Raw genomic sequence first — 26,347 nt, forward strand, 5'->3', positions numbered from 1 at the left:
AGTGTAAGTACGTCAATCCCACTTTTATCCACTCATTACTTTCTAAGCTATTTGATCAATCCAGAATATTTGATGTTTACATCAGCCTCGACCTGAAAATCAAGCCCAGCATAGAGGTCCTTCCACACTTCCATTTCGGTATCATTATTAAAATGCCTAGCTCCATAGTGAAGTCCCCACCCAAAAGGATCCAAACCGCTCTTATGAATTTTTTTCAGTAAGGCTGAGATATCATCTTCCAATTCTTTCTCGCCAGCTGTCTGAATTTTTTTCAACTTGCTATGTGTCACCAAGTCCGGACTGCTACTCTCTTCTAGGATCCCTTTAATCTTAATATGGTATCGAATAGTAGCTTTTCCGCTCTCCGTATTTAGTATCTTGTAGTCCGACGATGATCTCTCTGTGTAATACTGATACATGACCCCCTCAGTATGGGCTGGCAAATTGGTCCGTAAGTTGGAGCGCGACAGCAAATTGTATAGCCGGGTTTCGTTCGGTGTAAGTACCATCTTGATTTTCTCGCTATCCAGTAGAGCAATTTTATTAATTAAGAACTCACTCTTCCCTTTGGCCTCGATAATCGGCAAAATCGGATCAATACCCTTCTCATAAATATTTCTCATCAGCTGAAAGGAATACACACTAGTAATAAAAGGAGACTCCGTTCCCTGACCACTCATCGCCAGAATAAGAGAATTCGATGGGATACGCTCCGATTCGGGTCGTACCTGCAGCACTTGAAGTGCCTCCGGACGCCCGACTGCAAAATTTACAATAAGCTGGACATCTCTGCGCCGCACGGCCCAATCCATAACATGCTGAATATCTTTACGTGCGATCCCTTCTCCCAAAATAATCGATTTACAATGGGAATAATCAAGCTCCTTCTCCACTTTTGACTTCATTCTGCGGAGCGCTTCCGAAATACTTGGGGACTCTTCGGTTAATATCTGCATCTTCTCATCAATCTTGGTAACTTCCCCCTGCGGGATGGCAAGCTTCAAACTAATCTTGAAGGTCCCTTCTTCTTCGCCAGGGTCAACACCGATCGCCAGTACGAATATCCTTAAATCAATTTCTTTGAAGTCACAGCCGGCAAGGAGTAGCAGTAACACAATTCCTATTGCACTAAGTGCTTTTCTCACATGCCCTGCCTCCTTACTTTACGATAACAATAAAACAGCAGTGCGATTAAGAACATCTCACCAAACCAGCGGACTTGTAGAAACCAAGCGCCCATTAAGTTGAGCTGATATTGATCCATCCACATTAAGGAGAGGACCACTCCGCTAAATAAGCACAGGATGAGCCACTCTTTCCATTGCTCTGCCTTCTGAGATTTTTTTTTCGTAGATGAAATAGCACCTTTCAATAATCCTAACCCTACATGCCAATGAACAATTACACTCACCAGAGATAATGTCATATAGGCAAAATAAAAAATAAACAACATCCGTTCAATGATAAAAGATTCTATCCGGATACTGTCTGCCATCGAGAACCACGTATATACATGTCTCTCAATCGCAACAGTACCGAAATAACCGATAGGGACCAAAAAGGTTACGAGAAGTACGAGAAGTCCTTCCACCCCTAAAATCCAGACATGCTTTAGCTTTAACCCATGAAATACCCGATTAAAGATGGCTAGATTAATATAACCACTAAAAGAAAAGGTAGCTGCCGAAAGACTCATCAGATCCGGCTTATGCCAGATGTATGTAGTGATCTGCAGAACAGAATCCCAATTGAAATCTGGATTGGTCAGCGCCTTTACAATGCCATAGATAATTAACGGTAATGTAACGACAAGAATGATTTCAAGACCATACAAAAGTGATAGTGAATCAAAGCGACAGCAGATGCAGACCAATATCAGAAAGCCGATCACGACAGTATATGGGCTTGAATTCGGACTGACATATCTCAGTGTAATATCTACAAAGGAAAGCAAGGTAACCCCCCCAGCCACACACCATAAACCCGCAAAAAAGACAAGTAAGGGTTTGACTAGCAGCTTAGGAAGAAGAGGGTTAAATATTTCCGGAAACCCCTTACCAGGAAATTTAGCAATCAATACAGTAAATATATAGACAAACAAAGTGCCAAGGACCGTTGCAATTAGTATGGAGAACAAAGCACCGTCAAAGCGTCTGTCTATTAGTTCCCTAGGAACAAAATTAATGATGTTGATCAGGCTGTTCATCAGAAAAAGACAGTAGAAATAACGGCTTTTGGCCATCAATGTTCCCCGCCCTTCTTCTTACCAAGGTTATCAAGAAAAAACAATCTGAAATAAGGTTGTCCAAAGCTACGCTGATTACATAAATACATCGCGAATCCCACAACACAGACCACTACTCCAACCATTCCTAGAACAGCGGCAGCTATAAGAAAAACGTACTTCAGCACGCGTATCGACAAGCTCATCATATTCAGAGGAATCAGAAAATTGGATATCGCAACGGCAGAGACCAATATAATCATAATATTACCTACAAGCCCTGCCGCCGTAGCTGCCTGACCTAAGATTAGACCTCCGACCGTCGTGGCCGTTGGACCAATCGCTTTGGGCAGACGTAAACTCGCCTCGGTTAGAAATTCCATCATCATCAGCATTAAGAGCACTTCCACAAAAGATGGATAAGGCACGGTCGCGCGACTACCCGAAATGAGTAGTGCAACCTGTACACGAATAATCTCTGGGTTATAAGAGGTAAGTGTTACATAGATCGCAGGCAGCCATAACGTCATGCACACACCGATAATTCGGAGTAGCTTTAAGAAACGGCCCACAATAGGAAATTGGATTTTATCATCCATGGATGTAAAGAAATCATTAAATATGGAGGGCAGCACTATCGCATATCCCGTTGTATCCAGGAGTATCGCTACCTTTCCTTCAGACAAATTAAACACAACTCTATCAGGTCTTTCAGTAATAATAGACTTAGGGAGTATTCTCAATTTATCACTGCTTATAAACTTCTCAAGTTCTCCCGTAGCCTGTAAAATATCAACCTTTAGGGTATTCATCTTCTCCCTTAATTCCGCTAATACATTATGATCAACACGACTGATGTCGTATAGGATGGCCACTTTTGTTTTGGAGACGTCGCCGATGACCATGGTTTCCATTTTGAGATTAGTGGATTGATAGCGCCGACGAATCATGTTCAGATTAACCGCAATATCCTCCGTTAGTGCATCAGAAGGTCCCTGTGAAATGCTTTCTGCAGACGTTTCACTAACACCGCTGCTCTCTGTACTCATCGCGTCGAAAAGACAAATCACATCATTTATACCAAGAAGAACATAGCCGCTAAGCAAAAGCTCGATCGCTGTTTCCTTCGTAGTCTCCTCTTCCGTCCCCGGATACGTCGTAATGTAATCAAGGTAAGCGTTAGTATCCCCCATCTCATAGAACGGCGTAATCACATGGCGACTGAGCGTCTGCGAATCTGTAACGCTTTTAATATAAATTAAGTTGATCTGCCCAAATGGTGCAACGAGCGTTCTATCAATTAAATCGGCAAATCCGTCCAACTCACCCTTGATCCATTCCAGAGAAACATTTTGCTTATCCTGTTGAACTGACATGGATCATCCCTCCTATTTATCCTGCGCTTCCCGGATGCCACCTTATTTTGGCACTATTTCTCTGAATTCATGCACTGTACATATGAATGCAGAGTTTCTTTTAACGGGACTGTGGTAATAAATGAAATGAGGATTGTACAGATGGAGGGATACTAAGATGGATTCACACCGTAAAATAACGCAAGGTCTCCCGCAATTTCCAGAATCATTATGGAGAGACACTACGGATTTGCCGGCTTTTCCAAAGCTGACTGAAGATATTTCTACAGATGTCGCAGTGGTAGGCGGTGGGATTACAGGAATTACAACAGCCTATCTCTTAAGCAAAGCAGGGTATAAAGTCACGCTCTTGGAGGCAGGGGAAATCCTCAGTGGCACTACGGGTTTTACAAGCGCCAAAATCTCCGCTCAGCACGGATTAATCTATCATCATTTGATCAAGCATTTCGGGGAAGAGAAGGCCCGCCTCTATTATCGATCTAACCATGAGGCTATGAACTGGATCTTACAAACGGCGGAAGAACTTGAAGTGTCTTGCGGTCTGAAACGCGAAGCGGCTTATTTGTACGCAGATGCTGAAGATCATAAAACGCTTAAAGAACTGAAGGATGAGTATAAAGCCTATGAACAGTTGGGTCTGCCTGGTGAATGGCTGGATAACGTTTCTATCCCCCTAATGGCCAGTGGTGCGATTAAATTACCAGGACAAGCCCGCTTTCACCCCCTCCAATATTTGAAGGCCTTGTTAAAGGTTATAGTGGAAAAAGGCGGCGTGATCTATGAGCATACGATGATGGCGGACAAGGTGGAGAAGCACGATAAGCTTACGCTTTTTACGGAAAAGAACGACTATCGGATCAACTGCCGTTACGCCGTGTCGGCTTCTCATTTCCCCTTCTACGATGGAGGTGCGTTATATTTCTCGCGACTGCATGCTGAGCGTTCCTACTGTCTGGCGATCCAACCCGAAACGGATTATGAGGGCGGAATGTACTTAAGCGCTAGCGAACCCACCCGTTCTCTGCGCGCTGTGGAGTGGGAAGGGCGAAATCTGGTTATCGTTGGAGGCGAGAATCATAAGACAGGCCAAGGCATCTGCACGATAGGTCATTATGAGAATCTGGAATTGTTCGCAGGCCACTTGCTGGGCATCAAGTCGATCCCTTACCGCTGGTCGGCACAGGATTTAATCACGCTGGACAGAGTCCCATACATCGGCAAGATTTCGGACAACGAAGAGATTTATATCGCGACCGGATTCGGAAAATGGGGTATGACAAGCGGTACCTTGTCCGCTCAAATCATCTCGGATCAGATTCAGCGCAAAGATAATCCATATACGGAGTTGTACGATCCATCCCGCTTCAAAGCTGGCGCCAGCATAAAGAGCTTCATCGTCCAAAATGCTAATGTGGCCAAGGAGCTAGTAGCGGGTAAAGTTGAAATTGTCCATAAAAAGACAAGCGATTTGAAGGCAGACGAAGGGGCCGTTGTCTTCCACGACGGCAAACGAGTCGGCGCCTACAAAGATCCAGAGGGGAAACTTCATCTGGTGGACAGAACCTGCACTCACATGGGCTGTGAATGCGAATGGAACGACGGTGACCGTTCTTGGGATTGCCCTTGCCACGGTTCCCGCTTCTCCTTCGATGGAGAAGTTTTAGAGGGACCTGCATCGGTTCCGCTGACGAAGCTTTACGAATAAATTCACTTCGTTCGTGAAAATGCTATGTTCACGGAAAATCTGTACAATCACGAAAAATCGCATCTCTTTACATGAAAGTTTTCAATTTGTTTTCTTGGAACGATTGTAAATGCCCTATAGCATTCAGGTATAATAGGACATGAATGAAGCATAAGCTTCAAAAATGTTTAAAGGAGCGTGACGTTAGAGATGGATTTGAGAGGAAAGAGTGTTGTGATTACTGGTGCAGGCAAAGGAATCGGTAAAGCCTTAGCCATGGCACTAGCTAAGGAAGGTGCTAATTTGGGCCTGATCTCCAGAACTTCAGGCGATCTCGAAGCGTTAAAATCAGCCCTAACGGAAGTATACGACGTTAAAGTTAGTATTGCCGTTGCGGATATCGCTGTACGCGAAGAAGCTGAACGAGCAGTTGCTTACCTGCAAAATGAGCTAGGAACATTTGACGCATTAATCAATAATGCCGGAATTGCGAAATTCGGTACTTTGGTAGAAATGGACCCTGCCGATTGGGAAAGTCATATCCAAGTCAATCTTTACGGCACCTATTATGTAACTCGCGCTGCACTGCCAGCTATGATTGAGAAAAATGGCGGGAATATCATCAACATCTCGTCTACAGCCGGAGAGCGCGGCTTCGCGACTGGCTCAGCTTACTGCGCATCCAAGTTTGCACTGATGGGCATGACCGAAGCCCTCGCGCAAGAGGTGCGTAAGCACAACATCCGCGTCGTAGCTTTGACTCCAAGTACTGTTAACACTGGACTAGCTTCCAACGCTGGACTTAAAATCGGTGACGAAGATCGCATGATGCAGCCTGAGGATGTAGCTGAATTGGCGTTAACAGCCTTGAAGCTGCCGGATCGTGTCTTCCTAAAAACAGCAGGACTCTGGACCACTAACCCGCAATAAAAAGGACTGGCTGGTTTTGCACCAGGCTCTGATTGCGGCTTTTTGCAGGAGAATGCTCATGGGAGAGGAGCAGTAGAGCGGATTGGGTGTCCTTGTGCCAGTCAATCCCTTTGGTCTGCTCTTCTCCATACTCTGATTGCACTTTGTGCGATAGAATGCCTCTGGGAGCGGCTGAAATATGGTTTGATTGCACTTTGTACAATCAAACTGGAGAATCCCCCCCCTTTAGGCGATTTAACCACAGTTCTATTGTACAGAATGCGATAGAATGCCTAATGTAGACTGTTTTCAGGCTGTTCTGTTGCACATTCTGCAATCAAACTCCATTTTTGGGGCAAGAGATGGTTACTTTAGCGCCAGATTGGGCAACTGGAGTTTAGAGGTACTTATTTATTCGTTGGTTCTAATAATAATGTTGTGTGCTTGTAGTTACGCTGGGCGCTTCGGCTCTGAACACTACTTGGCGCTCGAATAACAATAGTTGCACTATATACATCTATTCAGCGTAATTAAAGGATCCGTTACACTTTAATTGCACTCTGTGTAACTAAAAGCAAATAATGCTCGACCATTTCCCAGATTCATCTTATTTAGTTGCATAGAATACACTTATCGCTTCATTTCTAACGAACCAGAACTTTTAAGTGTATAAAGTGCAATTAAATATTCAATCTAATGTTTATATATGGATATCACACTACTGAACGGAGGTTGATCTAATATGCTGGTAGTAACAAATACCATTAAGGTTAAAGAAGGTCATGGTGAAGCCATTGCTCAACGTTTCGGAGGAAATAACGGTGTACAGGATATGCCAGGTTTCGTACGCATGGAGGTTTGGCAAGGAAGTGCCAAAGAAGGTGTTGAGGAACTAAAGATCTGCACCATGTGGGAGAACGAGGATGCATTTAAAGGCTGGACCTCCAGCGACTCCTTCCGTCAATCACACCGTGGTGCTGGTGGCAATGAAGCCATTCTTGGTGCTTCGATCGACAAATATAAGCTGATGATCAGCCGAACACCCGGCACCAGTAATTAACTGATGTAGGCCGTATCGTACAATGAATAAAAGTACAACTGCCACGACAATAAAAACAGGGATGTCCTGAGCCAATATGGCTTTGAGACATCCCTGTTTGTTTTTACAGTGTGTTGCTTATTGCTCACTACCACGAGGCAGAGCTTCCTCCACCTCTTGATGTTTCCCCGGCCAGAATGCCCACCGACCAAACAGCGTCGTAATCGCGGGTACAAGGAACGGACGAACTACGAAGGTATCAAGCAGAATCCCTAGAGCGGTAATGATACCAAATTGCACAAGCACCTGAATCGGTAAGCTAGCTAATACAGCAAAAGTACCTGCCAGAATGAGGCCCGCCGAGGTAATTACCGAGCTAGTCTCATTTACACCTTCTGCGATCGCCTGCTTAAGCGGCATGGTTTTACGCTTTTTCCAAATATTCGAGATCATAAAGATGTTGTAATCTTCTCCAAGTGCCACCAGGAATACAAAGGAATAAAGCGGGATCGCTCCCTGAATGGCATCTGCCCCCATCACATAGTGAATAATAATCCAGCCTAAGCCAAGTGCAGAGAAGAAGGAGAGAATGACCGTTCCAACCAGATAAATGGTTGCCACTATGGAACGTAGATATACCAATAACAGCAAGGTGATCAGCCCGATGACCACAGGGATAATCAGATCCGTATCACGATCTCCGATTTTTTTGGTATCATACTGAGTCGCTGTCTGACCGCTTACCCACACATGATCCGCAGGATTCTCAACCCCTACATCAATCAGCGCTTGCTCTGCTGTTGCTAGAAGAGCTGGAATATGCCCCATCGCTTCAAGTGAATAAGGATTGTTCTTAAATTCGAGATCGAAACCCAGAATATCCTTGTTCACAGCACCCGGCTGAGCGTCGGAAACCGTGTCTACATAGGTGAGCCCTCCGAGAATGACTTTGAGATCCTCTCCACTTGCTTGCCCCTTAGTATCAATAATCAGCTTAGCAGGAGCTAGTTCTCCCGGGGAAAACTGCTTACCGATGAGATCAAACCCCTCGCGGGACTCCATATTTTTAGGAAAAGAAGAAAGGATATCATACGTGAATTTGATTCCACTAGAGAACGAAGCCAGAATCCCTAGTCCGATAACGGTCACGCCTACGATAGCCCAAGGCCTGGAAACTACAAATCCGCCAATCCCTTTTTTATGGGAGACTTTTGGTTCTGGAGCAGGTTTGCCTTTAGCCTTGGCCCGTTCAACCTCCATTTGCGGAGTACGCGGAATGAATGGGAAGAACGAGGTCCGCCCGAAGATTGCCAACAGTGCAGGTACAAGCGTTAAGCTGGCAATCCCCATAATGAAAATCGACACGCTGAACGGTATTGCAAAGCGATGATAAGCTCCATACTTAGCCAGCAATAACGCAAACAGCGCGAGCACGACAGTGAAGCCACTCATAGCGATAGCCCCTGAAGCATCGGTAATGGAACGAAGTAGGGCACGACTTTTGCTTTGCTCTATCTTCAGAAGCTGACGGAATCGCGAGATCAGGAATAAACAATAATCCGTACCCGCACCGAACAACAGAACCGTCATGATGGAGACTGCCTGCGAATCTACGGTGATCCAGCCTTCTTGCGCCATTTTTCCAAGAATCGGACTAGTTACACCATAAGCGAATCCAACTGCAATAAGTGGAATAAACGCCAAGATCGGCGAACGATAAATCACTAATAAGAACACCAACACAAGCATAACCGTAGCAATTAACAAGGAAACGTCAGCGTTCTGAAACAGGCCTGAAGCATCTATAGAGATGCCCACTGGACCCGTAACACGTAAACTCAGGTCTTTTCCATCTACCTTAGCCGCGGAGGGGTCTCCACCCGTCTCTGTGTTTATGATCTTCTTCATTTCTGTCACAGCTTCACCGAGCTGATCACTATCTGCCGTTTTATCAAAAAGCACTGGGGTTACCAGTGTACTAAGATCCTCAGATAATGAGGCTTGCAGTGCCTGCGGCGGCAGCTTCCCTAGTGGGGGAACAAAGTTCTGATGGGGTAACGGTTGCTGCTCCAACTTGTTGTATACAGCAGTGATATGTACTAAATCGTCTTGCGAAAGCCCACCTTCTCTATGCCATACGAGCAATGCAGGTACTCCGCTTCCACTTGGAAATTCTTGTTCTGCAATTGCTGTTGCCTGTATTGATTGTGCATCATCTGGGAGATTGGGCGCATTATTAGCAACTTGAGAATTCACTGCAGGCCATAATAGGGTAAGTGCACCTACTAGCACTATCCATACGAGAAGAGTAATCCATTTCGTCTTTTTTCCTGCCACCCATTTACCGTAGCCTGACATTCCCTTCATCCTCTCTTTTATCGTGCAGCCTCAAAAATGAGCCGCGGGTCATTTTTGATTCTATCATACCTATCCTTAAATTTTTAATCAAACCTTTTTTTATTATGAACGCTGCCTTAAGAGATCCCACCACATATAAAATACCCCTCCTTCACATAAATAATCAGCAAAATGTGAAAGGAGGGGTTTATAGTTTGCTATAATTTTTTCTTCACTTCAATTTAGCCTGCGTCCAAATCACCTTCGGAGAACTGACTGTTGTAAAGATCAGCATAGAATCCGCCTTGTGCAAGCAGTTCCTCGTGGTTGCCCTTCTCGATTACACTACCTTGATTCATAACAAGGATCAGGTCGGCATCTCGAATCGTCGAAAGACGGTGAGCAATTACGAAGCTGGTTCTGTTTTGCATCAATGCCTTCATTGCTTTTTGAATTAATAATTCTGTCCGTGTATCGACACTGCTTGTTGCTTCATCAAGGATAAGGATCGATGGATCGGCCAGAATCGCACGAGCAATTGTAATCAGTTGCTTCTGCCCTTGTGAAATGTTAGAAGCTTCTTCATTTAACACCGTATTGTAGCCAAGCGGAAGTGTGCGAATAAAGTGATCGGCATGAGCAGCCTTGGCCGCACGCACCACATCAGCTTCTGAGGCACCTTCACGACCATAAGCAATATTATCACGGATCGTACCATTGAACAGCCAGGTATCCTGAAGCACCATACCAAATTTGCTGCGCAGATCACTCCGTTTCATATCAGTAATGTTCACACCATCAATGATAATTTCCCCATCGTTGAGCTCGTAGAAACGCATCAACAGGTTAATCAAAGTGGTTTTACCAGCACCAGTAGGACCGACAATCGCTATAGTCTGACCTGGACTAACCTCAATATTCATGTCCTCAATCAGAATCGCATCTTCTTTATATCCAAATTTCACATGACGGAACTCAACGGAACCTTCCGGAGTACCTTCATCAAGCTTCGCAAGTGTAGTATTAACTTCCTTAACTTCCTCTTCTTCATCCAGAAGTTCAAATACCCGTTCTGCAGAAGCGATAGTGGATTGAATAATATTGGCAATATTAGCCGTTTGTGCAATCGGCTGGGTGAACTGACGGGAATACTGAATAAAAGCTTGAATGTCCCCGACATCGATCATTTTTTTAGTAACAAAGATACCGCCGACTACACAAATCATTACATAACCCAAGTTACCAATAAACATCATGAGCGGCATAATCATACCGGACATGAATTGGGCACGCCAGCCTGAATCATAAAGCTTATCATTAATTTCATCGAAATCCTTAAGGGATTGCGGCTCACGACCAAATGCTTTAATAATCCGGTGACCTGTATACATTTCTTCTACATGACCGTTCAACTGACCAAGCGATTTCTGCTGTCCGACAAAGTAAGTCTGCGAACGCTTGGAGATAGCCATAATTACAACGAAGCTGAGTGGCAATGTAACAATTGTAATCAACGTCAGCCATGGGCTGATGGTAAGCATCATTACGATGACACCGATAATGGTGACAATAGAAGTAATCAGTTGAGTTAAGCTCTGTTGCAGTGTAGTACTGATGTTATCCACATCATTCGTAGAACGGCTTAGAATTTCCCCATGGGTACGCGAATCAAAATATTTCAAAGGCAACCGTTCCAGCTTACTGTTAATCTGCTCACGCATGTCGAAAACGACCTTCTGAGCTACACCAGCCATTACATACTGCTGAATATAGCTGAACAGAGCACTAAGCAAATACAGACCGGCAAGTATGATCAGGATATCATTAATGTATCCAAAATCAATGGAGGCTCCCTCAACACCCATTAATTTGCCGTAAGCACCTTCGAACAGTTTAGTTGTTGCTTTACCCATAACTTTAGGGCTGAAAATACTGAATACAGTACTGGCAATAGCCATAACCAAAACGATGATTAATTGAACCATACGAGGTCTTAAATACTTAATCAGACGACGAAGTGTACCCTTAAAGTCTTTAGCCTTTTCTGCAGGCATCCGCATGCCAGGGCCGCCACCAGGTCCAGGACCTTTATGGGCGCGCGGAGCAGCAGGTTTATTGTTTTGTTCGCTCATGCTATTTCCTCCTCTGACAGCTGCGAGGATACGATCTCGCGGTACACATCACTGCTCGCGAGCAGTTCACGGTGAGTGCCCATTCCGGCGATTTCACCCTCATCAATAACAATAATCCGGTCGGCATCCATAACGGTACTAACCCGTTGAGCTACGATTAGAACAGTGGATTCCGTGGTTTCATCTTTGAGTGCCGCGCGAAGCTTAGCATCTGTTTTGAAATCAAGTGCAGAGAAGCTGTCGTCAAACAGATAAACTTGAGGTTTTCTCACAAGAGCACGTGCAATGGACAACCGCTGTTTCTGACCACCGGAGACATTACTTCCGCCTTGAGCAATTTCAGAATCAAACCCATCTTTCATGGCTGACACGAAATCGTAGGCCTGAGCTACCTTGGCTGCATGAATAATTTCTTCATCGGTAGCATCCTCTTTACCGTAGCGAATGTTTTCGTTAATCGTACCTGAGAACAATACCGCTTTTTGAGGAATGTAACCAATTTTGCTCCGTAGCTCTTCTTGTGTCATTTCACGTACATCTACCCCGTTCACACGAACCGCACCTTCATTGACATCATAGAACCTTGGAATCAAGCTAAGCAGCGTAGATTTACCCGAACCTGTACCGCCGATAATGGCAGTAACTTCACCCGGACGAGCACTGAAGCTAATTTTCGAAAGTGCAGGTTGTTCCGCACCAGGATAAGAAAAGGAAACATTATCAAATTCAACAAAACCACGCATATGATCACGGCCATCTTTTTTAGTAGCTTGAGCCGTTGTTTGCAATTCACTCTCTGAAGGATCTGTGAACTCCGGCCGCATATCGAGCACTTCATTGATACGCAAGGCAGAAGCTGAAGCACGAGGAATCAACACGAACATCATCGATACCATAATCAGGGAGAACATAATTTGCATCGCATATTGAATAAATGCCATCAGTGAGCCGACTTGTAAATCGCCGTCACCAATCCGGATCCCACCAAAGTAAAGAATTGCGATCATGGAAAAGTTCATAACAATCATCATAAGCGGCATTAAACCGGCCATAATTTTATTTACTTTGATCGCTGTGTCTGTCAGATCACGGTTAGCCTCGGAGAAGCGCTTATTCTCATGATCAATTCGGTTAAATGAACGGATAACACGGATACCTGTCAAATGTTCACGCAGCACCAGATTTAATTTATCCAGCTTAACCTGTATCGCTTTAAACAACGGTAATCCCTTCATCCCGATGAAGAAAATTGCGCCTACGAGTACCGGAATTACTACTACGAAGATCAAGGATAATTTCGCATCTTCAGAAACCGCCATGATGATACCACCAATCATCATCATCGGTGCACCAATCATCATACGCAGCATCATGGTAAGTACAGTCTGCACCTGCGTAATATCATTCGTTGTACGTGTAATTAAGGATGCAGTTCCGAGCTTATCGAACTCATGCAGCGTAAAATTCTCTACATGGTTAAACACACGAGCACGGGTAAGTTTACCGAACCCCGCTGCCACTTTTGCCGATAAGTAACTGGCAATGACTGAACATAACGCCCCGCCCCCTGCAACTAGAAGCATGAAGCTACCTATTTTCCAAATATAAGTACGGTCCCCTTGAACAATCCCTTTGTCCACGATGTCGGACATCAGCGTAGGGAGGTATAAGTCGCCCATGGACTGCAAGAACACAAGAATTAATACAGCACCAATAGCTACTCGAAATGGCTTCAGTTGTTTAAATAATTTAATCAAGCTTCTCATCTCCGTTCATTTGTAGCCTATCCCAATTAGGTGGCGGATTATCCTCAACGAATGCATGTACTTTCAGCAACAGTTCTGTGAGCTGCTTAGTCTCTTTTTCACCTAAGTACTGTACGAGCTCATCAAGCATTGCATCTCTATATTGCTCTGCTCTTCGTGTGAGTTTTTTTCCGCTCTCCGTCAATTTCACGCGTACGACTCTCCGGTCCGAAGGATCTGCGTGTCTTTCCACCATTTGTTTCGCCTCAAGACTATTAATCAACTGCGTAATAGTTGGAGGTGTGAATCCGAGAAGTCGGCTGATCTCAGATATCTTTAGACCCTCATCATCAGAATGATTCCATTTTTCAATGCATATCATTAAAGTCATCTCACTCGGCTTATGGCCTTCAACACCCTTGTGCCATTGGCCTTTATGCAGCCTTTTCATCGCCGCAAAAAGCTTGTGTGCGACTGAATTTTCAGTATCTTCTGTATTTCCTCCGTTTATCCCAATTTCCTTCACCTCTAATTTAGTTAGGTCAACTAATTATTAAATACTATATTATTTAGGCTACCTAATTATATTTCCGGTGCAACGCTTTGTCAAACTTTGAATACGCTATCAATTATTACGAAAAAGAAAACTCCCAAGCTCAAGGGCAAGGGAGTCCAGTTTCGTATATGTATTACTCTTTATTATAAAAATACTGAATAGATTGATTTAATCCTAGTACAGTGCTCCGTGCTCGTAAGTGGTGATACCTCCGTTGTTTCCAGAGCCAACTGGTCCAACAATAATGAAGCTAAACAATGCTAACACGCTGACCATCATCAATAGTGATTTTTTCATTTTTTCTCACCCCCTTTACTAATTCTCTATATCTATCCTGTTGAGTAACAGTGGCATAATCTCTGTTTGTCTCGAACAAAGTAACACAATTAATAAAGTCTTTTCCGTTGTTCTGTCTTATGGCCAACTCCAAACACTGAATAATATAATCCACACCTATATTATATTGTTTAAGGTTTATACGATACATGGCCACTTGATAGTACAATCGATACAAGCGATCTACATTATTTGGTTCCTGGTATTGCTCAAACCTCTGCATCTCCCGCGAGAACCGTGTGAGCACACTTTCAGCAGAGAAGCCGTAACGATTGGCAGAATCCATAATAGTAATAAGTCCTGCAAGTATCTCACCCGGATTATCTGCTAAAAAAGCAGTATATGAAGGCAAGACATTTACATTTCCCACCAGCATCTCCAGTGTAAAACTATTCGCTTTTGCAAATAACCGAAAATGCTCTACAGCTTCTAGACCTTTCTCATCCAGCATTTCGAACCAGCCAAGTTCCGCATAACCTGCTGTATACTTCTTAGCCTCTTCATATTGACCTTGCTTGGTTAGTGAAATCGCTTTGAGTAGATATCCATGACCATAATACACAACGAGGGGACGCTCAGTACTAAGTTCTTCGCGACGTCTGTCTTCCTTTATTCGAAGTTGTCCACGATAAACAGCGTTAGCCAAGGATCTCAGCTCATCCGCAAATCCTTCCATCTGCTTCCATCTGCGTAGATCGAAACATAATTGTGTCAGCCTTAACAATCCATCTAATTGCATGTTTTCTGGCAGACGGCCTCTAAAAGGCCCGAAAGTAATTACTCCGCGTAACTTCTCATCTGTATCGACAATTGCCTTAACTGACATAAAAATACGAAAATGACTGATTGCAAGGCGTTCAGAGTAACTATCAGATTCATTTTCTGCTACAACCTTGTAGAAAAACATGGATTCATCTATTCTACCTTTATTAAACAATTTTTCGGCTATCGAATAAACGATATCTAGCGATTTAGGATATTCCAATAACTTGCTTAATGTTTCATCAATGCATTGCTGCTTACCTAGTTCAGCGCAACGTATTAAAAAAGGCTCCACCCTGCGGCGGGAGACCTTCTCCTCATTGAAACATTCATCAACATACAACGGATACAACCAACCATCAGGAAAACCAAAGGCTTTAATGATTGCATCTATTTGTCCCAAGGACATAGGCTTCGGCGGATTCCCATGCAGAATTGCACTGAGACTTCCTCGATTCAGGCCACAAATTTTTGAGAAAGAGGCGAGATTATGGCCGGAGCGGGACAGATTTTTCTCAATTTCTGAGCGTATAGTTGTTAACTTTCCCTCCACTCGGCACCCCCAAAGTTCGACTTGAAAAGATTCTATTAATTGACATTATAGGTGAAAGTTATGGATTGTACAACCAATAGATTGTACGACAAAAAGAGGAGCGTATTTCTCTCCTCTTTATCGGTTGGATCTTCGTAATAGTGTAATTCTATGGATGTATCGAAGTTTAACTTATTGTAATAGCGGCTTTTGAGCTTCTGCCGTAGGGCGTTGCGCCTGACTTGCGACTACGCAAATTCTCCATCATCTTATGTTGTGCCAGCAAAATATAACTGTCCAATCGCTCGCTTAGCTCTAATACTGCATGGTCACTAAGACTCCGTTGCTCCGCAACTTCCAGCAATTCACATCTAAGGCTCTCTATAGTCACAAACAGTTCATCTTCTCTGTAGTCTCTTCTATAAATATTCTCGGAAGAACCTTGATATAATGTCACAACTCTCTCCTTCTCTCTATCAACTTCTCCACCTATCATAATCCATGATACCAAAAAACATATTTTCAAAAAAAAAGAAAAAAATGCATTGTATCTACAATAATAAAATCGCTATTTATTTAGAGTGATCCATTGAATCTCAGGGAAGTTCATTAGGGTACTGTTCTCTCAGTAGTCCCTTTGCAAAGGAAATCCATTCACGTGCTGCAAAAGATAAGTAACGGTCTCTACGCCATGCCATAGCAATCTGCCATGGAATTACCGGATCTGTCAAAGGAATGACTACCAATCGCGAGCGGTCCATGTCACGGCAAATGGTTTCCGGTAATAATGCGATCCCCATTCCCGCGGCTACCATCTTGCTGATTAAATCCCATTGTGAACTCTCATATATCACCTTCGGCTGAAATCCAGCCTTCACACATTCCGTAATAATCCGATCATGCAGCGTGAAATCCTCTCGAAATAGCACGAACTCCTCTTCTGCCAGCTCACTTAGCGGAACAAGCTCCGCCTCGGCCAGTCGATGTCCCATAGGCAAAATAAGATTCAGCTTCTCTTCAACAAAGGTGAAACAATGAAGTTTGGCTGTATCCACAGGCAACACGACCATTCCAATATCCAGCAGTCCCGTTTCTACATCTTCCTCCACTTTTTTGGCCCCATCTTCATGGAGACGAATCGTAACCTGTGGATAACGTTTATGAAATTGACCAATCACCGATGGAAAAAAGCTCGCCCCTACCATTGGAGGTAAGCCTATGCGGATGTGACCCTGCTCCAGATTTCGTAAGTTATCCAGTTCGGAAGACAAGCTAGCGAAAGACTCCACGATATTTTGCGCTTTGGTGAACAGAATTTCCCCCGCGTCTGTAAGTCTTATACTTTTTCCTTCACGGTAAAACAAGTCTGCCTCTAGTTCGGTCTCCATATTCCGGATCATTTTACTGATTGTAGGCTGTGTTATATATAGTGATTCAGCAGCTCTTGTGAAACTTCTCATTCTTGCTGCTTGAACGAAATATTCTAATTGCCGGATATCCATTATTTCGCCTCCTAATCCATAGACAAAAGGAATGTCACTTATTCGATCTATTCATTTTACCTATGAAAACAATTGATGTAAACTTTCATTATCATGAAAGGAGCGAAGCCTTATGAAAAAGATTGTTATAGGCTTGCTGCAGGTAGCGGGACTTACATTATTCTCTTTACTTATCAATGCTGTGACCCCATTATTGCATATCCCTATTCCCGGAAGCATACTCGGAATGATTATATTGTTTCTCCTGCTTGAGTTCGGTGTTATTCGTCTGAATTGGGTAGAGGTTGGCGCTTCTTGGTTACTCGCCGAGCTCCTACTGTTCTTCATTCCATCGGCTATAGGTGTAATGAAATACGCTAATATTCTGGAAACGGATGGATTACGCATTCTTGCCGTTGTCGTCTTGGGCACTTTTGTTGTAATGGCCAGTTCCGGATTACTTACCAGTAGAATTTATAAAGCGAAGGAGCGGAAAGGATCATGTTAAACGCTCTGCTGTTCTTTGGTCTCACGGTCGCGGTATATTTACTCGCGAAACGTATCTATGCTTCTACTGGTAAAGTCTACACCTCTCCATTAATCATCACACCGGTGATTATGATCGTCATCCTGCTCATAACCGGCATTACTTATGACTCTTACAATGCGGGAGGAAAATGGCTGACGGATTTGCTGCAACCGGCAACCATGGCCTTCGCCATCCCTTTGCATAAGAACTTCAAGGTACTCAAAAAGCACGCCGCCGAAATTGCGGCAGGCGTGCTATCAGGGACGATAGTTGCGGTGATCTCTTCCATTCTGCTCGCCAAATGGCTGCATGTTAGCGGCGATCTGGCAGCTAGTCTGGTACCACGTTCGGTAACTACACCGATCGCTATGAGCATCTCGCAAAGTATCGGCGGTGTACCAAGTATTACGGCAGTCTTCGTCATTATTACCGGGATACTTGGCACAATGATGGGCCCTACTGTACTTCGTATCTTCCGCATTGAGAATGAAATTGCGCGCGGTGTATCGCTGGGAACCGCTGCACATGGTACAGGAACATCCAAAGCCTTCGAGCTTAGTTCACTGACCGGAACCATCTCCAGTATTGCGATGATTCTGTCTGCGCTGTTATCTATCGGCGTGGCGCCAGCTTTGCTCGCGATATTCCTCCACTAGGCTAACCCAGCTTGGGCCAAGGGCATGTCTCTTTAGTACATCTAAAGTAGCATGTCCTTTTTCTATGAATTGAACCTTAGAACTTAACAGGCAATCCGCTTTGCGCTGAATCGTAGGCTGCACAGGTGACTTTGAGGGTTTTGTATCCATCCTCATAGTCGCATAAAATGCGCGAGCGATCGCCCGTCCGTACAGCATGTATGAAGGCTTCACTTTCTACTAAATATGGGTTTCCTGTATTCTCAAATTCGGTACTATTGCCGCTTCGCACTTCCAAGAGACGATCCGGGTTCCAGTCCAAAAGTCCCCGATCATTATAGAAGCTAAGACCTACACTTCCCACCTCATCAGGTAAAACGCATGTATTTGAAATATTAGCAATAATTCCATTTTCAAGCTTCAAGGATACGGTGCCTACATCTGCCACGCTCACACCTTCATGCTGCTCATGCATAATCCGGTTTCCGAACATGCCGTAGACTTCCTTTACTTCTCCGGCTAGATAGCGCACCAAATCGACGATATGTGTAGTCTGCTCTGTGAATTGTCCTCCGGATTGCTTCTGATCACGCCACCAAGCTACGCCTGGCATGCCGCCCATCCATTGCCCCATAATCATACCGACCTTGTCACCACGCAAAGTTTCTTTCAGACGTTTAATGTTCTCCTGATAGCGAAAATGATAGCCTACCGAGGTTAACAAATTATGTTCTTTGATATCCTGAAGTAGGCTTGCGGGAATTTCAGTAGTCATACTAAGCGGTTTTTCTATAAAAAAGGGAATATCCCTCTTGATTAATGATCGTTCGATCGCGCCATGAGATTGTGGAGGCACACAAATATAAACAGCATCGAGATTCTCCGCATCCAGCATCTCCGTAATATCACCATATCCAGCAGCATCGTATGGGCGTGCCATATCTTCGCCTTTAGCCTTACTGCTTCCGCAGACCGCCTGCAAACGGACATCATCCATCTCTGCCAGCAAATCAGCATGTACCTTAGAGAACCAGCCCGTACCCACAATACCCACTTTTAATGTCATTCTTTTTCCTCCTGCCGATTGATTATGAATACCTTTTCATAGATTATACCCTCTTATGAGCGGATAAGATAATCTCTCCATTCCTCGGGAAGCAAATGCATATAAGGACTCTGCAAAAAGCGATCATCTGCAAGCACAATAATGCCTGTGTCCGTCTCGCTGCGAATCAACCTGCCTCCGGCTTGCAATACCTTGCACATTCCCGGGTAGACATAGGCATAATCAAAGCCATTCTTACCTTTGCCATTAAAATACTGACGCAGTAGATTACGCTCAAGACCTAGCTGTGGCAGACCCACACCGACAACCATTACCCCGTTAAGACGGTCTCCCGGCAGATCCACACCTTCTGAAAAAATCCCACCTAGTACAGCAAATCCTAACAGCGTCTCGTCATTATCCGGACGAAATGAAGCTAAAAAGCTTTCTCTAGCCTGCTCACTCATGCCCGTGTCCTGTATCAAAGTCCGTATTTCAGGGTAATTCTCCGTAAAGGCTTGATATACATTTTGCAAATAAAGGTACGATGGAAAAAACACCAGATAATTACCCTTCTTAGAAACCATTTGGTTCAACGCCCGAGTCAACGGAAGGAGGGACGCTTCCCGGTCATGATAACGTGTCGAGACGGGCAGCACAGTCACCTCCCACTGCTCCTTCTGAAAAGGAGATGAGACGGTTAAACTATAATCTTCCTCCACTGCACCAATCATATCCCGATAGTACGATAATGGAGAGAGCGTAGCAGAGAACAGAATCTGACTTCGAAAGCTCTTGGACATTTGCCGGAGCAAATGCGAAGGGTCCAAATTGAATAGCTTGAGATACACATCACCGCGCCGTACCTCAGCATAGGTTATGTAGCGTTCATCGTAAGTTTTAAAGGTGCGAAGCATCCCTTGCACTGAAAAATACGTATCCAGGAGAACATTCTCACCTTCTGCTTCCCCATTCAGGGGAACAATGCTGGTGCTTGGATGTATAAGCTCCTGTTCCGCTTCCAAGGAGAACGTCTCAAGCAAAGTGGGTAACTCCTCTGGGAACGCAGCCCATTGTCCCTGCCCCTCATCATTACATATTTTACGAAGGGAGATGAAAAAGGCATTCACCGATTTAGCTGCAGCACTCAAATTTCCGTTAACACCCTTGTACTGACGCTGGAGCTCTAGAAAAGGCGCCTTCAGCAAAGAGGCGGAGAACATCTCCCTTCCTCGGTCTACCAGATTATGTGCTTCATCTACTAGAAGCACCGTTTCTCTCTTTCTTTCTTCCGTTAGCCGTTTCAGGCTGATCCGAGGATCATATATATAATTGTAATCACAGATCACCGCATCGCAGGCATAGGCAGCATCCAACGAGAACTCAAACGGGCACACTTTATGTTTGTGAGCATACATTGCTATGGTGTCTTTGCTCATCAATGTCTCATGCTCTAGCAAATCCATTACCGCATCGTTAATCCGATCATAATAGCCATCCGAATACGGACAGGAATCCTTACCGCAAATCCCTTCCTCTCGGAAACAGGCCTTCTCTTTAGCGGTAAGTGTGATGACATGCAGCTGAAGTCCCTGCTTCAGCAGCAGCGATATAGCTTCCTGCGCGGCAAAACGGGTAACCGTCTTAGCCGTTAAATAGAACAATCCTTTAGCTTGTCCTTCGCCCATTGCTTTTAGGACAGGGAATAAGGTCGACATAGTTTTTCCGATACCAGTGGGCGCCTGAGCGAACAGACTGACCTTTTCCACAATGGATTTGTACACCGCTCCGGCAAAATGCCGTTGACCCTTTCGATAGGAAGGAAACGGAAAACTCAACTCACGAAGGCTCTGCTCTTTTTTTGTATCATGACGAACCATCATCTCGGCATATGGAGCATATCTGGCCACAGTCTCATTAGCGAATGAGGTCAATTCTTCTAAAGACAACGTTCGGTACAAGCTTTTTTTCTCATCCGTTGCCCGGTGGACATAGGTAAGCTTTACCTGTATAGAGGAATGCTCCTGCTCCAGTGACACCATATATGCGTACATCAGTGCCTGTGCCCAATGTACCTCATGTCCTTCGTCCAGCATATCCAGCGGTCCGGAGGTTGATTTGATTTCTTCTACCGTAAGACTCCCATCCTCCGAAATAAGCAAACCATCACAGCGCCCATCTACTATATAGAGTAAGCTACCATAAGGGATTTCTGTTCTCAGATAGACCTCCTTGCGGTCGCCTTCTTTATATTGCTTTTGAATCTTCTGATGAATTCGTGTACCTTCAACCATAGAGGCAGTGCCATGAAATCCAGACTCAATACTACCGCTGCGGAAGACATACTCAACGAGAGTTCTAACGGATAGAGTGACTGTATGATCCATCAATCCTCGCCTCCCTTAATTAGCTATATATTCTTTTTATTCCCAATGTCTATTTTGGTCCTTTAATCGTTATATAACTCCATGTGATAGCATAAACATGATCTTTCACCCATGTCTATTCAAGTTTACGCGCTCCACAAAGCTTATACTTGTATTTTCGTTTTTTGACTTTCTCCAGCTAGCCCTGCATAATAAATTTTATTACTATGGAGTCACTTTGTCTTGACGCTGTTTCGTCCTATTTGGGAAATGGCGTTTTATCATGTAGAAAGAGGGGGAAGCTGTGTCATCCTTTAATATTAAACGTTGGATCATTAAACCTTTTGTGTTTTTCACAATACTTTTTATTCTAAAAGCATTTTTGGCTTGGGGCGTCATTTTTGATGATGTACTGCCTTGGAAGTCATTATTGACAGAAATCCCTTTTGCCTGGGCACTCTTCTGTATTATTGAGCGGTTCGCATCCAAACGAAAGCTTGGATATTACATGACAGTCAATTTATTAGTAACAGCTATCTTTTTCGCAGCTATCATGTATTTTAAATATTATGGGGTCATTGTAACTTACCATGCGGCGGAGCAAGTGAATCAAGTCACCGCCGTCAGCAACAGCGTATTCTCACTAATGGATCCTTACTACCTGCTGATTTTTACAGATATCATTGTCCTAGGAGGCTATTTCTTCTTTAATAAGAAAGGCCGGGTCTATAAGAAAGAAAATATCAACCGTCGTAACGGAAAAATAAAATATAGTGTTCTATTCGCAGTCTCACTTGGTATATGCTTGTTCAACATTTTGCCTAATAAGGCTAGTATGAACGAAATTAAGAAAGCTCAGGAGATGGGTATTCTTAATTATGAAGCCTATACGATTTTTGCGAAAGAAGAACCGGAGCTTGTGCAATCAAGTGATATTACACAGGATGCCATCAACCAAGTGAAGGGGATTGATACTGCGGCTAGTTCTCCACTTCATGGCACGGCTAAAGGCAAGAATCTAATTATCATTCAATTGGAATCCTTCCAGAACTTTTTGCTGGGCCTTAAGCTAGACGGGCAAGAGATCACACCGAACTTGAACAAGGTGATGAAGGATAGTCTCTACTTCCCTAATTTCTATCAAATGGTTGGTCAAGGGAATACGTCAGATGCGGAGTTCGTAGTGAACACTTCCGCCTACATCCCTCCACGTGGAGCGGCAACCATGTCTTATGTGGATAAGGTGCTTCCAAGTCTGCCGCGCTTGCTTAAAGACAATGGCTATCAGACCGCAACCTTCCACACCAATGTCGTAGAGTTCTGGAACCGTGGTGAGCTGTATGACTCGCTGGGCTTCGACCATTATTATGATCGTAAGTTTTTCGGTGAAGATGATGTTTTCTTCTTTGGGGCTTCTGATGATACGCTATATAGTAAAACAGCCGACAAGCTAAAAGAGATGAATAGCGAGGGTCAACCTTTCTATGCTCAGATCATTTCGATGTCAGCGCATCATCCATTCACGATCCCTGAGGAAAAATACCGCATGAAGCTACCAGAGCGTTACGAAGGTACTTTTGTAGGTGATTATATCCGTTCCCAGAACTATGCCGATGATGCTTTTGGACATTTCGTAGAAAAGCTTAAAGCAAACGGCGTATGGGACAACAGCGTGATCATGATTTATGGTGATCATATGGGATTGCCAATTTATTCTCTCGATCATGATGATAAACAATTAATGACTGAAATCTATGGTCATGAATATACCTATGCGGATATGTTAAACATTCCGCTGCTCATTCATGCAGGAGACAACACAGCACCACAGACCTTAGAACAAGTCGGTGGCGAAGTGGATATCATGCCAACTGCTGCCGGTCTTCTTGGAATTTCATTAGAGAACAACCTAGTCTTCGGTCAAGATCTACTCAGTCAGACTTATAATTTGCTACCAGAGCGATATTATTTACCTTCTGGTTCTTTCATCTCCAACTCGGGTCTGCTTATTCCGGGTAACAGCTTTGAAGATAATACCCAATATCCTATTTACAATGGAAAAGCACCGACTGCCACTGAGGATGAATACAATCGAGCATTGAGACTTCTTCAACTTTCCCATAGCTACATTACGCAGCTGCCAGACAAACCAATTAAACCCTAAGCCATCATAAGATACGTATTACAAAAGAAGGCCACCTTCTCTCCGGAGAAGGTGGCCTTCTTTCTGTATCTATAGAGCCAGAGATTTACCGTTTCTGATCCTCGATCATACGGTAGTATTCCGCAAACTTTTGCAGCTCTTCCGGCTTCAGTATAGATAAATGCTCAGCAAGCAACTGTTTTGAACGGAAATGTCCTTCTTCAAGTATTTGCTGACCTTGCTCGGTGATGGTCACCACAACCGCTCTCCGGTCCGATCCATCCGTCTCACGCTTAATAAAACCCAGCGCTTCCAGGCGATCGAGCATCACAGTAATGGCACTGGATTTGACCTCCATAGACTCCGCCAGTTGTACCACCCGCGACTTTTTCTCTTTCGCTACTATATTTAACAGACCCATCTGAGGTACGGTAAGTCCAAGTTCTTTATGCAATGACATTTGAGACATTATCTTACGCTGTACTCTCCACATAGATAATCCAAGACGCTCTATTAACGGATCTAATTGATGCGGCATCCTTAATTCAACTCCCAATCCGTTTTTAATAACTCAAGCGTACCACTAGAACTGGTTAGGATTCAATGCTTTTGTCTACTAAAGATTTCATAATCACGTTTATTTCCATAATTTTACCACCAATTTACAATATCCGACACAAAAATACTATATTCCATGTAAGGTTCTAGGCCTAACGATACGCTATAATCGTAGCAGTGAGAGCGATTGTCACCGAAAACATAATTTGTCAAGGTTGGTGCAAAGAATGAAATTGGCAACTAAATTAACTTGGATGATGTTCATCGTGTTACTTCTTGTTGGATCATCCATCGGGTTCTTCGGATACCGTACTGCGTACAAGCAAGTAGACGAAGCTGCAGGTATTGAATTGGTAGGATGCGCCAATATTACAACCGGGCTGATTGACCCATCAGACATTACCGCATTAATTGCAGGAGATCAAAGCAAACTGGAGGCTGTCGAGGACCGGATCGGTTGGATTGTGGCACATAAGGCTATTTTTAAAGAGGCGTTCATTTTATCGCTAGATGGAAAGATCCTCGCCGCAGATTCAAGCTTCAAAGCAAGAGGTTATAAAGCAGGCGACACTTTTTATTTCTCAGATGAAGAGAAGCAAATGATTACTAAGTCTAAGCATTCCGCATACTCCAAGGTTTATACATACGAAGGTACCTCACTCAAGACGGGCTACGGCCCCATCTATCAAGATCATGACCCCTCCAAGCCTATAGTCGCTCTAATGGCTATTAACTTCGATGGCCCGTTAATTCAAGAACGGACCCGAGACATCATTGTTCAGCCTTTTATTATCGGGACTTCCATTCTAGTTATTGCTATTGTGGCAGCATATCTCTTAATCCGCCGAATGGTAAGTCCACTAACGAAGCTATCCAGAGGCGTAAATCTTGTTGCACAGGGTGATCTTACTCATGATCCTATTTCATTCAACAGCAAGGATGAGATTGGTACACTAGCTCGAAATTTCAACGGCATGACGCAGAGCTTGCGCATGCTCATTACCGAAGTTAATGAAACCTCCATGCAGGTGGCGTCTTCATCCGAAGAGCTCTCTGCCAGTGCACAGGAAACTAACCGTGCTGGTGAGTACAGTGTCAACGTTTCGATTGAACTTGCCGATGGAGCTAATACACAATTGCAAAATTTGGAGGGTGGATATAAGTCTGTACAAGACTTGTCACACTTCATTACAGAGATTGCAGGAAATGCTGATAACGCAATGAATAATGCTACCAGTAACGCCGAAAAGGCTCGTACAGGTCGAGAAGCAATGGATTCTACTACACAACAGATGGGCATCGTCAGTGACAGCATCACTGATTTAGCTGTCATTATTGAAACCTTGGGCGGCTACTCCAAGGAAATTGAGAATATTGTGGGCACGATTGCGAGCATCGCAGAAGAAACCAACCTGCTGTCGCTGAATGCAGCCATTGAAGCCGCAAGAGCCGGAGAAGAGGGAAGAGGCTTTGCAGTAGTTGCACAATCCGTACGCAAGCTTGCCGAGCGATCCGCCCAATCAGCTGCTCAAATCGGACAACTCGTAAGCATCATCGTAAATCAGATGGACCAAGCAGGAGAAACCATGAAGCGCTCTACAGAAGAGATGGATCAAGGCCGGGAATTAATCGTAACAGCAGGTCAATCCTTCTCCGAGATTGAGATGTCTGTCTCTGGGATGGCTTCACAAAGTCAGCAGATTTCCGGAACAGTCCGCGAGCTAGCCTCCATCTCCGATGGTCTCGTTACTACTCTACAGAATATTGTAGACGTCGCTAATCAGACAGCAAGCGGTGCAGAAACCTTATCCGCATCCTCACAAGAGCAGCTCGCAGCAATGGAAGAAGTGGAATCGGCTGCTGGTTTCTTGTCTTCGTTAGCGGAGAAGCTGCAGATTCTTATCGAACGTTTCAAAGTATAATCTTTATTCATGTAAGTTCTTAACCTTAAAGGGGCT

21 protein-coding genes are annotated in these 26,347 nt (G+C 44.1%); 7 read left to right on the plus strand and 14 right to left on the minus strand.

All coding sequences use genetic code 11. From position 1 onward, the window contains the following. Nucleotides 1–47: 47 nt before the first annotated feature. The 3 genes from ACDZ28_RS06375 to ACDZ28_RS06385 are packed head-to-tail and all read right to left on the minus strand — an operon-like array spanning nucleotide 48 to nucleotide 3,600. Nucleotides 48–1,145, minus strand: coding sequence for a Ger(x)C family spore germination protein (locus tag ACDZ28_RS06375; RefSeq protein WP_375104240.1), 1,098 nt, complete (start codon nucleotides 1,143–1,145; stop codon nucleotides 48–50). Beyond that, on the minus strand, nucleotides 1,142–2,242 hold the full coding sequence (locus ACDZ28_RS06380) for a GerAB/ArcD/ProY family transporter (protein WP_076120245.1): 1,101 nt from the start codon (nucleotides 2,240–2,242) through the stop codon (nucleotides 1,142–1,144). Before ACDZ28_RS06380 ends, ACDZ28_RS06375 begins: the two co-directional genes overlap by 4 nt. Continuing rightward, entirely contained in the window at nucleotides 2,242–3,600 is a 1,359-nt protein-coding gene (locus ACDZ28_RS06385; RefSeq protein ID WP_375104241.1) for a spore germination protein, read from the minus strand. The genes ACDZ28_RS06380 and ACDZ28_RS06385 overlap by 1 nt, the downstream gene beginning before the upstream one ends. A 157-nt stretch (nucleotides 3,601–3,757) precedes the next feature. On the opposite strand from ACDZ28_RS06385, the gene ACDZ28_RS06390 reads away from it, so the two are divergent. Both ACDZ28_RS06390 and ACDZ28_RS06395 read left to right on the plus strand, forming a co-directional pair. Further along, on the plus strand, nucleotides 3,758–5,305 hold the full coding sequence (locus ACDZ28_RS06390) for an FAD-dependent oxidoreductase (protein WP_375104242.1): 1,548 nt from the start codon (nucleotides 3,758–3,760) through the stop codon (nucleotides 5,303–5,305). 189 nt (nucleotides 5,306–5,494) lie between these two features. Beyond that, nucleotides 5,495–6,214 (plus strand): 3-ketoacyl-ACP reductase, encoded by a 720-nt coding sequence (locus ACDZ28_RS06395; RefSeq protein ID WP_042131427.1) that lies wholly within the window; start codon nucleotides 5,495–5,497, stop codon nucleotides 6,212–6,214. On the opposite strand, the gene ACDZ28_RS06400 is transcribed toward ACDZ28_RS06395, so the two are convergent. Next, nucleotides 6,201–6,407: a hypothetical protein gene (locus ACDZ28_RS06400; protein ID WP_375104243.1), complete on the minus strand. Its 207-nt coding sequence runs from the start codon at nucleotides 6,405–6,407 to the stop codon at nucleotides 6,201–6,203. The genes ACDZ28_RS06395 and ACDZ28_RS06400 overlap by 14 nt on opposite strands. Nucleotides 6,408–6,935: 528 nt before the next feature. Between ACDZ28_RS06400 and ACDZ28_RS06405 the strand changes: the two genes are divergently transcribed. Then, nucleotides 6,936–7,253 (plus strand): antibiotic biosynthesis monooxygenase, encoded by a 318-nt coding sequence (locus ACDZ28_RS06405; RefSeq protein ID WP_375104244.1) that lies wholly within the window; start codon nucleotides 6,936–6,938, stop codon nucleotides 7,251–7,253. Between the two features lie 117 nt (nucleotides 7,254–7,370). Here the strand turns inward: ACDZ28_RS06405 and ACDZ28_RS06410 are convergent, their stop codons facing one another. The 7 genes from ACDZ28_RS06410 to cidR form a co-directional block, all read right to left on the minus strand. Beyond that, entirely contained in the window at nucleotides 7,371–9,599 is a 2,229-nt protein-coding gene (locus ACDZ28_RS06410; protein ID WP_375104245.1) for an MMPL family transporter, read from the minus strand. A gap of 212 nt (nucleotides 9,600–9,811) precedes the next feature. After that, nucleotides 9,812–11,701 (minus strand): ABC transporter ATP-binding protein, encoded by a 1,890-nt coding sequence (locus tag ACDZ28_RS06415; protein ID WP_375104246.1) that lies wholly within the window; start codon nucleotides 11,699–11,701, stop codon nucleotides 9,812–9,814. After that, a complete protein-coding gene (locus ACDZ28_RS06420; RefSeq protein WP_042131431.1) occupies nucleotides 11,698–13,458 on the minus strand; it encodes an ABC transporter ATP-binding protein in 1,761 nt (586 codons plus the stop codon). Before ACDZ28_RS06420 ends, ACDZ28_RS06415 begins: the two co-directional genes overlap by 4 nt. Continuing rightward, nucleotides 13,451–13,897 (minus strand): MarR family winged helix-turn-helix transcriptional regulator, encoded by a 447-nt coding sequence (locus tag ACDZ28_RS06425; RefSeq protein WP_042132546.1) that lies wholly within the window; start codon nucleotides 13,895–13,897, stop codon nucleotides 13,451–13,453. The genes ACDZ28_RS06420 and ACDZ28_RS06425 overlap by 8 nt, the downstream gene beginning before the upstream one ends. Nucleotides 13,898–14,252: 355 nt before the next feature. Next, the gene (locus ACDZ28_RS06430) at nucleotides 14,253–15,653 is read right to left on the minus strand and encodes a DNA-binding protein (RefSeq protein WP_375104247.1); all 1,401 of its coding nucleotides are present in this window, start codon (nucleotides 15,651–15,653) and stop codon (nucleotides 14,253–14,255) included. A 166-nt stretch (nucleotides 15,654–15,819) separates the two neighbouring features. Further along, nucleotides 15,820–16,089: an aspartyl-phosphate phosphatase Spo0E family protein gene (locus ACDZ28_RS06435; RefSeq protein WP_042131433.1), complete on the minus strand. Its 270-nt coding sequence runs from the start codon at nucleotides 16,087–16,089 to the stop codon at nucleotides 15,820–15,822. 139 nt (nucleotides 16,090–16,228) lie between these two features. Continuing rightward, nucleotides 16,229–17,134: a cidABC operon transcriptional activator CidR gene (gene cidR, locus ACDZ28_RS06440; RefSeq protein WP_042131434.1), complete on the minus strand. Its 906-nt coding sequence runs from the start codon at nucleotides 17,132–17,134 to the stop codon at nucleotides 16,229–16,231. A 112-nt stretch (nucleotides 17,135–17,246) separates the two neighbouring features. On the opposite strand from cidR, the gene ACDZ28_RS06445 reads away from it, so the two are divergent. Both ACDZ28_RS06445 and ACDZ28_RS06450 read left to right on the plus strand, forming a co-directional pair. Continuing rightward, nucleotides 17,247–17,621 (plus strand): CidA/LrgA family protein, encoded by a 375-nt coding sequence (locus ACDZ28_RS06445; protein WP_042131435.1) that lies wholly within the window; start codon nucleotides 17,247–17,249, stop codon nucleotides 17,619–17,621. Beyond that, entirely contained in the window at nucleotides 17,615–18,298 is a 684-nt protein-coding gene (locus tag ACDZ28_RS06450; protein WP_042131436.1) for a CidB/LrgB family autolysis modulator, read from the plus strand. The genes ACDZ28_RS06445 and ACDZ28_RS06450 overlap by 7 nt, the downstream gene beginning before the upstream one ends. A gap of 76 nt (nucleotides 18,299–18,374) precedes the next feature. Here the strand turns inward: ACDZ28_RS06450 and ACDZ28_RS06455 are convergent, their stop codons facing one another. Next, the gene (locus ACDZ28_RS06455) at nucleotides 18,375–19,343 is read right to left on the minus strand and encodes a Gfo/Idh/MocA family protein (RefSeq protein ID WP_375104248.1); all 969 of its coding nucleotides are present in this window, start codon (nucleotides 19,341–19,343) and stop codon (nucleotides 18,375–18,377) included. 53 nt (nucleotides 19,344–19,396) lie between these two features. Beyond that, nucleotides 19,397–21,709, minus strand: a complete 2,313-nt coding sequence (locus ACDZ28_RS06460; RefSeq protein WP_375104249.1) for a helicase C-terminal domain-containing protein — start codon at nucleotides 21,707–21,709, stop codon at nucleotides 19,397–19,399. A 283-nt stretch (nucleotides 21,710–21,992) separates the two neighbouring features. Here ACDZ28_RS06460 and ACDZ28_RS06465 point away from each other — a divergent pair, with 283 nt between their 5' ends. After that, the gene (locus tag ACDZ28_RS06465; protein ID WP_375104250.1) at nucleotides 21,993–23,852 is read left to right on the plus strand and encodes an LTA synthase family protein; all 1,860 of its coding nucleotides are present in this window, start codon (nucleotides 21,993–21,995) and stop codon (nucleotides 23,850–23,852) included. Between the two features lie 85 nt (nucleotides 23,853–23,937). Here ACDZ28_RS06465 and ACDZ28_RS06470 read toward each other — a convergent pair whose 3' ends face one another. Next, the gene (locus ACDZ28_RS06470; RefSeq protein WP_081389929.1) at nucleotides 23,938–24,369 is read right to left on the minus strand and encodes a MarR family winged helix-turn-helix transcriptional regulator; all 432 of its coding nucleotides are present in this window, start codon (nucleotides 24,367–24,369) and stop codon (nucleotides 23,938–23,940) included. A gap of 247 nt (nucleotides 24,370–24,616) precedes the next feature. On the opposite strand from ACDZ28_RS06470, the gene ACDZ28_RS06475 reads away from it, so the two are divergent. Next, the gene (locus ACDZ28_RS06475) at nucleotides 24,617–26,311 is read left to right on the plus strand and encodes a methyl-accepting chemotaxis protein (RefSeq protein WP_042131441.1); all 1,695 of its coding nucleotides are present in this window, start codon (nucleotides 24,617–24,619) and stop codon (nucleotides 26,309–26,311) included. The last annotated feature ends 36 nt before the right edge of the window (nucleotides 26,312–26,347 follow it).

This window comes from Paenibacillus sp. RS8, from assembly GCF_041956825.1.
Classification (GTDB): domain Bacteria; phylum Bacillota; class Bacilli; order Paenibacillales; family Paenibacillaceae; genus Paenibacillus_AQ.

Bases quoted from the DNA above. Each gene is read 5' to 3' on its own strand.
- ACDZ28_RS06475 (WP_042131441.1), top strand. From the start codon at position 24,617: ATGAAATTGGCAACTAAATTAACTTGGATGATGTTCATCGTGTTACTT.
- cidR (WP_042131434.1), bottom strand. From the start codon at position 17,134: ATGGATATCCGGCAATTAGAATATTTCGTTCAAGCAGCAAGAATGAGA.
- ACDZ28_RS06425 (WP_042132546.1), bottom strand. From the start codon at position 13,897: ATGAAAAGGCTGCATAAAGGCCAATGGCACAAGGGTGTTGAAGGCCAT.
- ACDZ28_RS06410 (WP_375104245.1), bottom strand. From the start codon at position 9,599: ATGAAGGGAATGTCAGGCTACGGTAAATGGGTGGCAGGAAAAAAGACG.
- ACDZ28_RS06380 (WP_076120245.1), bottom strand. From the start codon at position 2,242: ATGGCCAAAAGCCGTTATTTCTACTGTCTTTTTCTGATGAACAGCCTG.
- ACDZ28_RS06385 (WP_375104241.1), bottom strand. From the start codon at position 3,600: ATGTCAGTTCAACAGGATAAGCAAAATGTTTCTCTGGAATGGATCAAG.
- ACDZ28_RS06450 (WP_042131436.1), top strand. From the start codon at position 17,615: ATGTTAAACGCTCTGCTGTTCTTTGGTCTCACGGTCGCGGTATATTTA.
- ACDZ28_RS06470 (WP_081389929.1), bottom strand. From the start codon at position 24,369: ATGCCGCATCAATTAGATCCGTTAATAGAGCGTCTTGGATTATCTATG.
- ACDZ28_RS06445 (WP_042131435.1), top strand. From the start codon at position 17,247: ATGAAAAAGATTGTTATAGGCTTGCTGCAGGTAGCGGGACTTACATTA.
- ACDZ28_RS06395 (WP_042131427.1), top strand. From the start codon at position 5,495: ATGGATTTGAGAGGAAAGAGTGTTGTGATTACTGGTGCAGGCAAAGGA.
- ACDZ28_RS06415 (WP_375104246.1), bottom strand. From the start codon at position 11,701: ATGAGCGAACAAAACAATAAACCTGCTGCTCCGCGCGCCCATAAAGGT.
- ACDZ28_RS06390 (WP_375104242.1), top strand. From the start codon at position 3,758: ATGGATTCACACCGTAAAATAACGCAAGGTCTCCCGCAATTTCCAGAA.
- ACDZ28_RS06405 (WP_375104244.1), top strand. From the start codon at position 6,936: ATGCTGGTAGTAACAAATACCATTAAGGTTAAAGAAGGTCATGGTGAA.
- ACDZ28_RS06455 (WP_375104248.1), bottom strand. From the start codon at position 19,343: ATGACATTAAAAGTGGGTATTGTGGGTACGGGCTGGTTCTCTAAGGTA.
- ACDZ28_RS06460 (WP_375104249.1), bottom strand. From the start codon at position 21,709: ATGGATCATACAGTCACTCTATCCGTTAGAACTCTCGTTGAGTATGTC.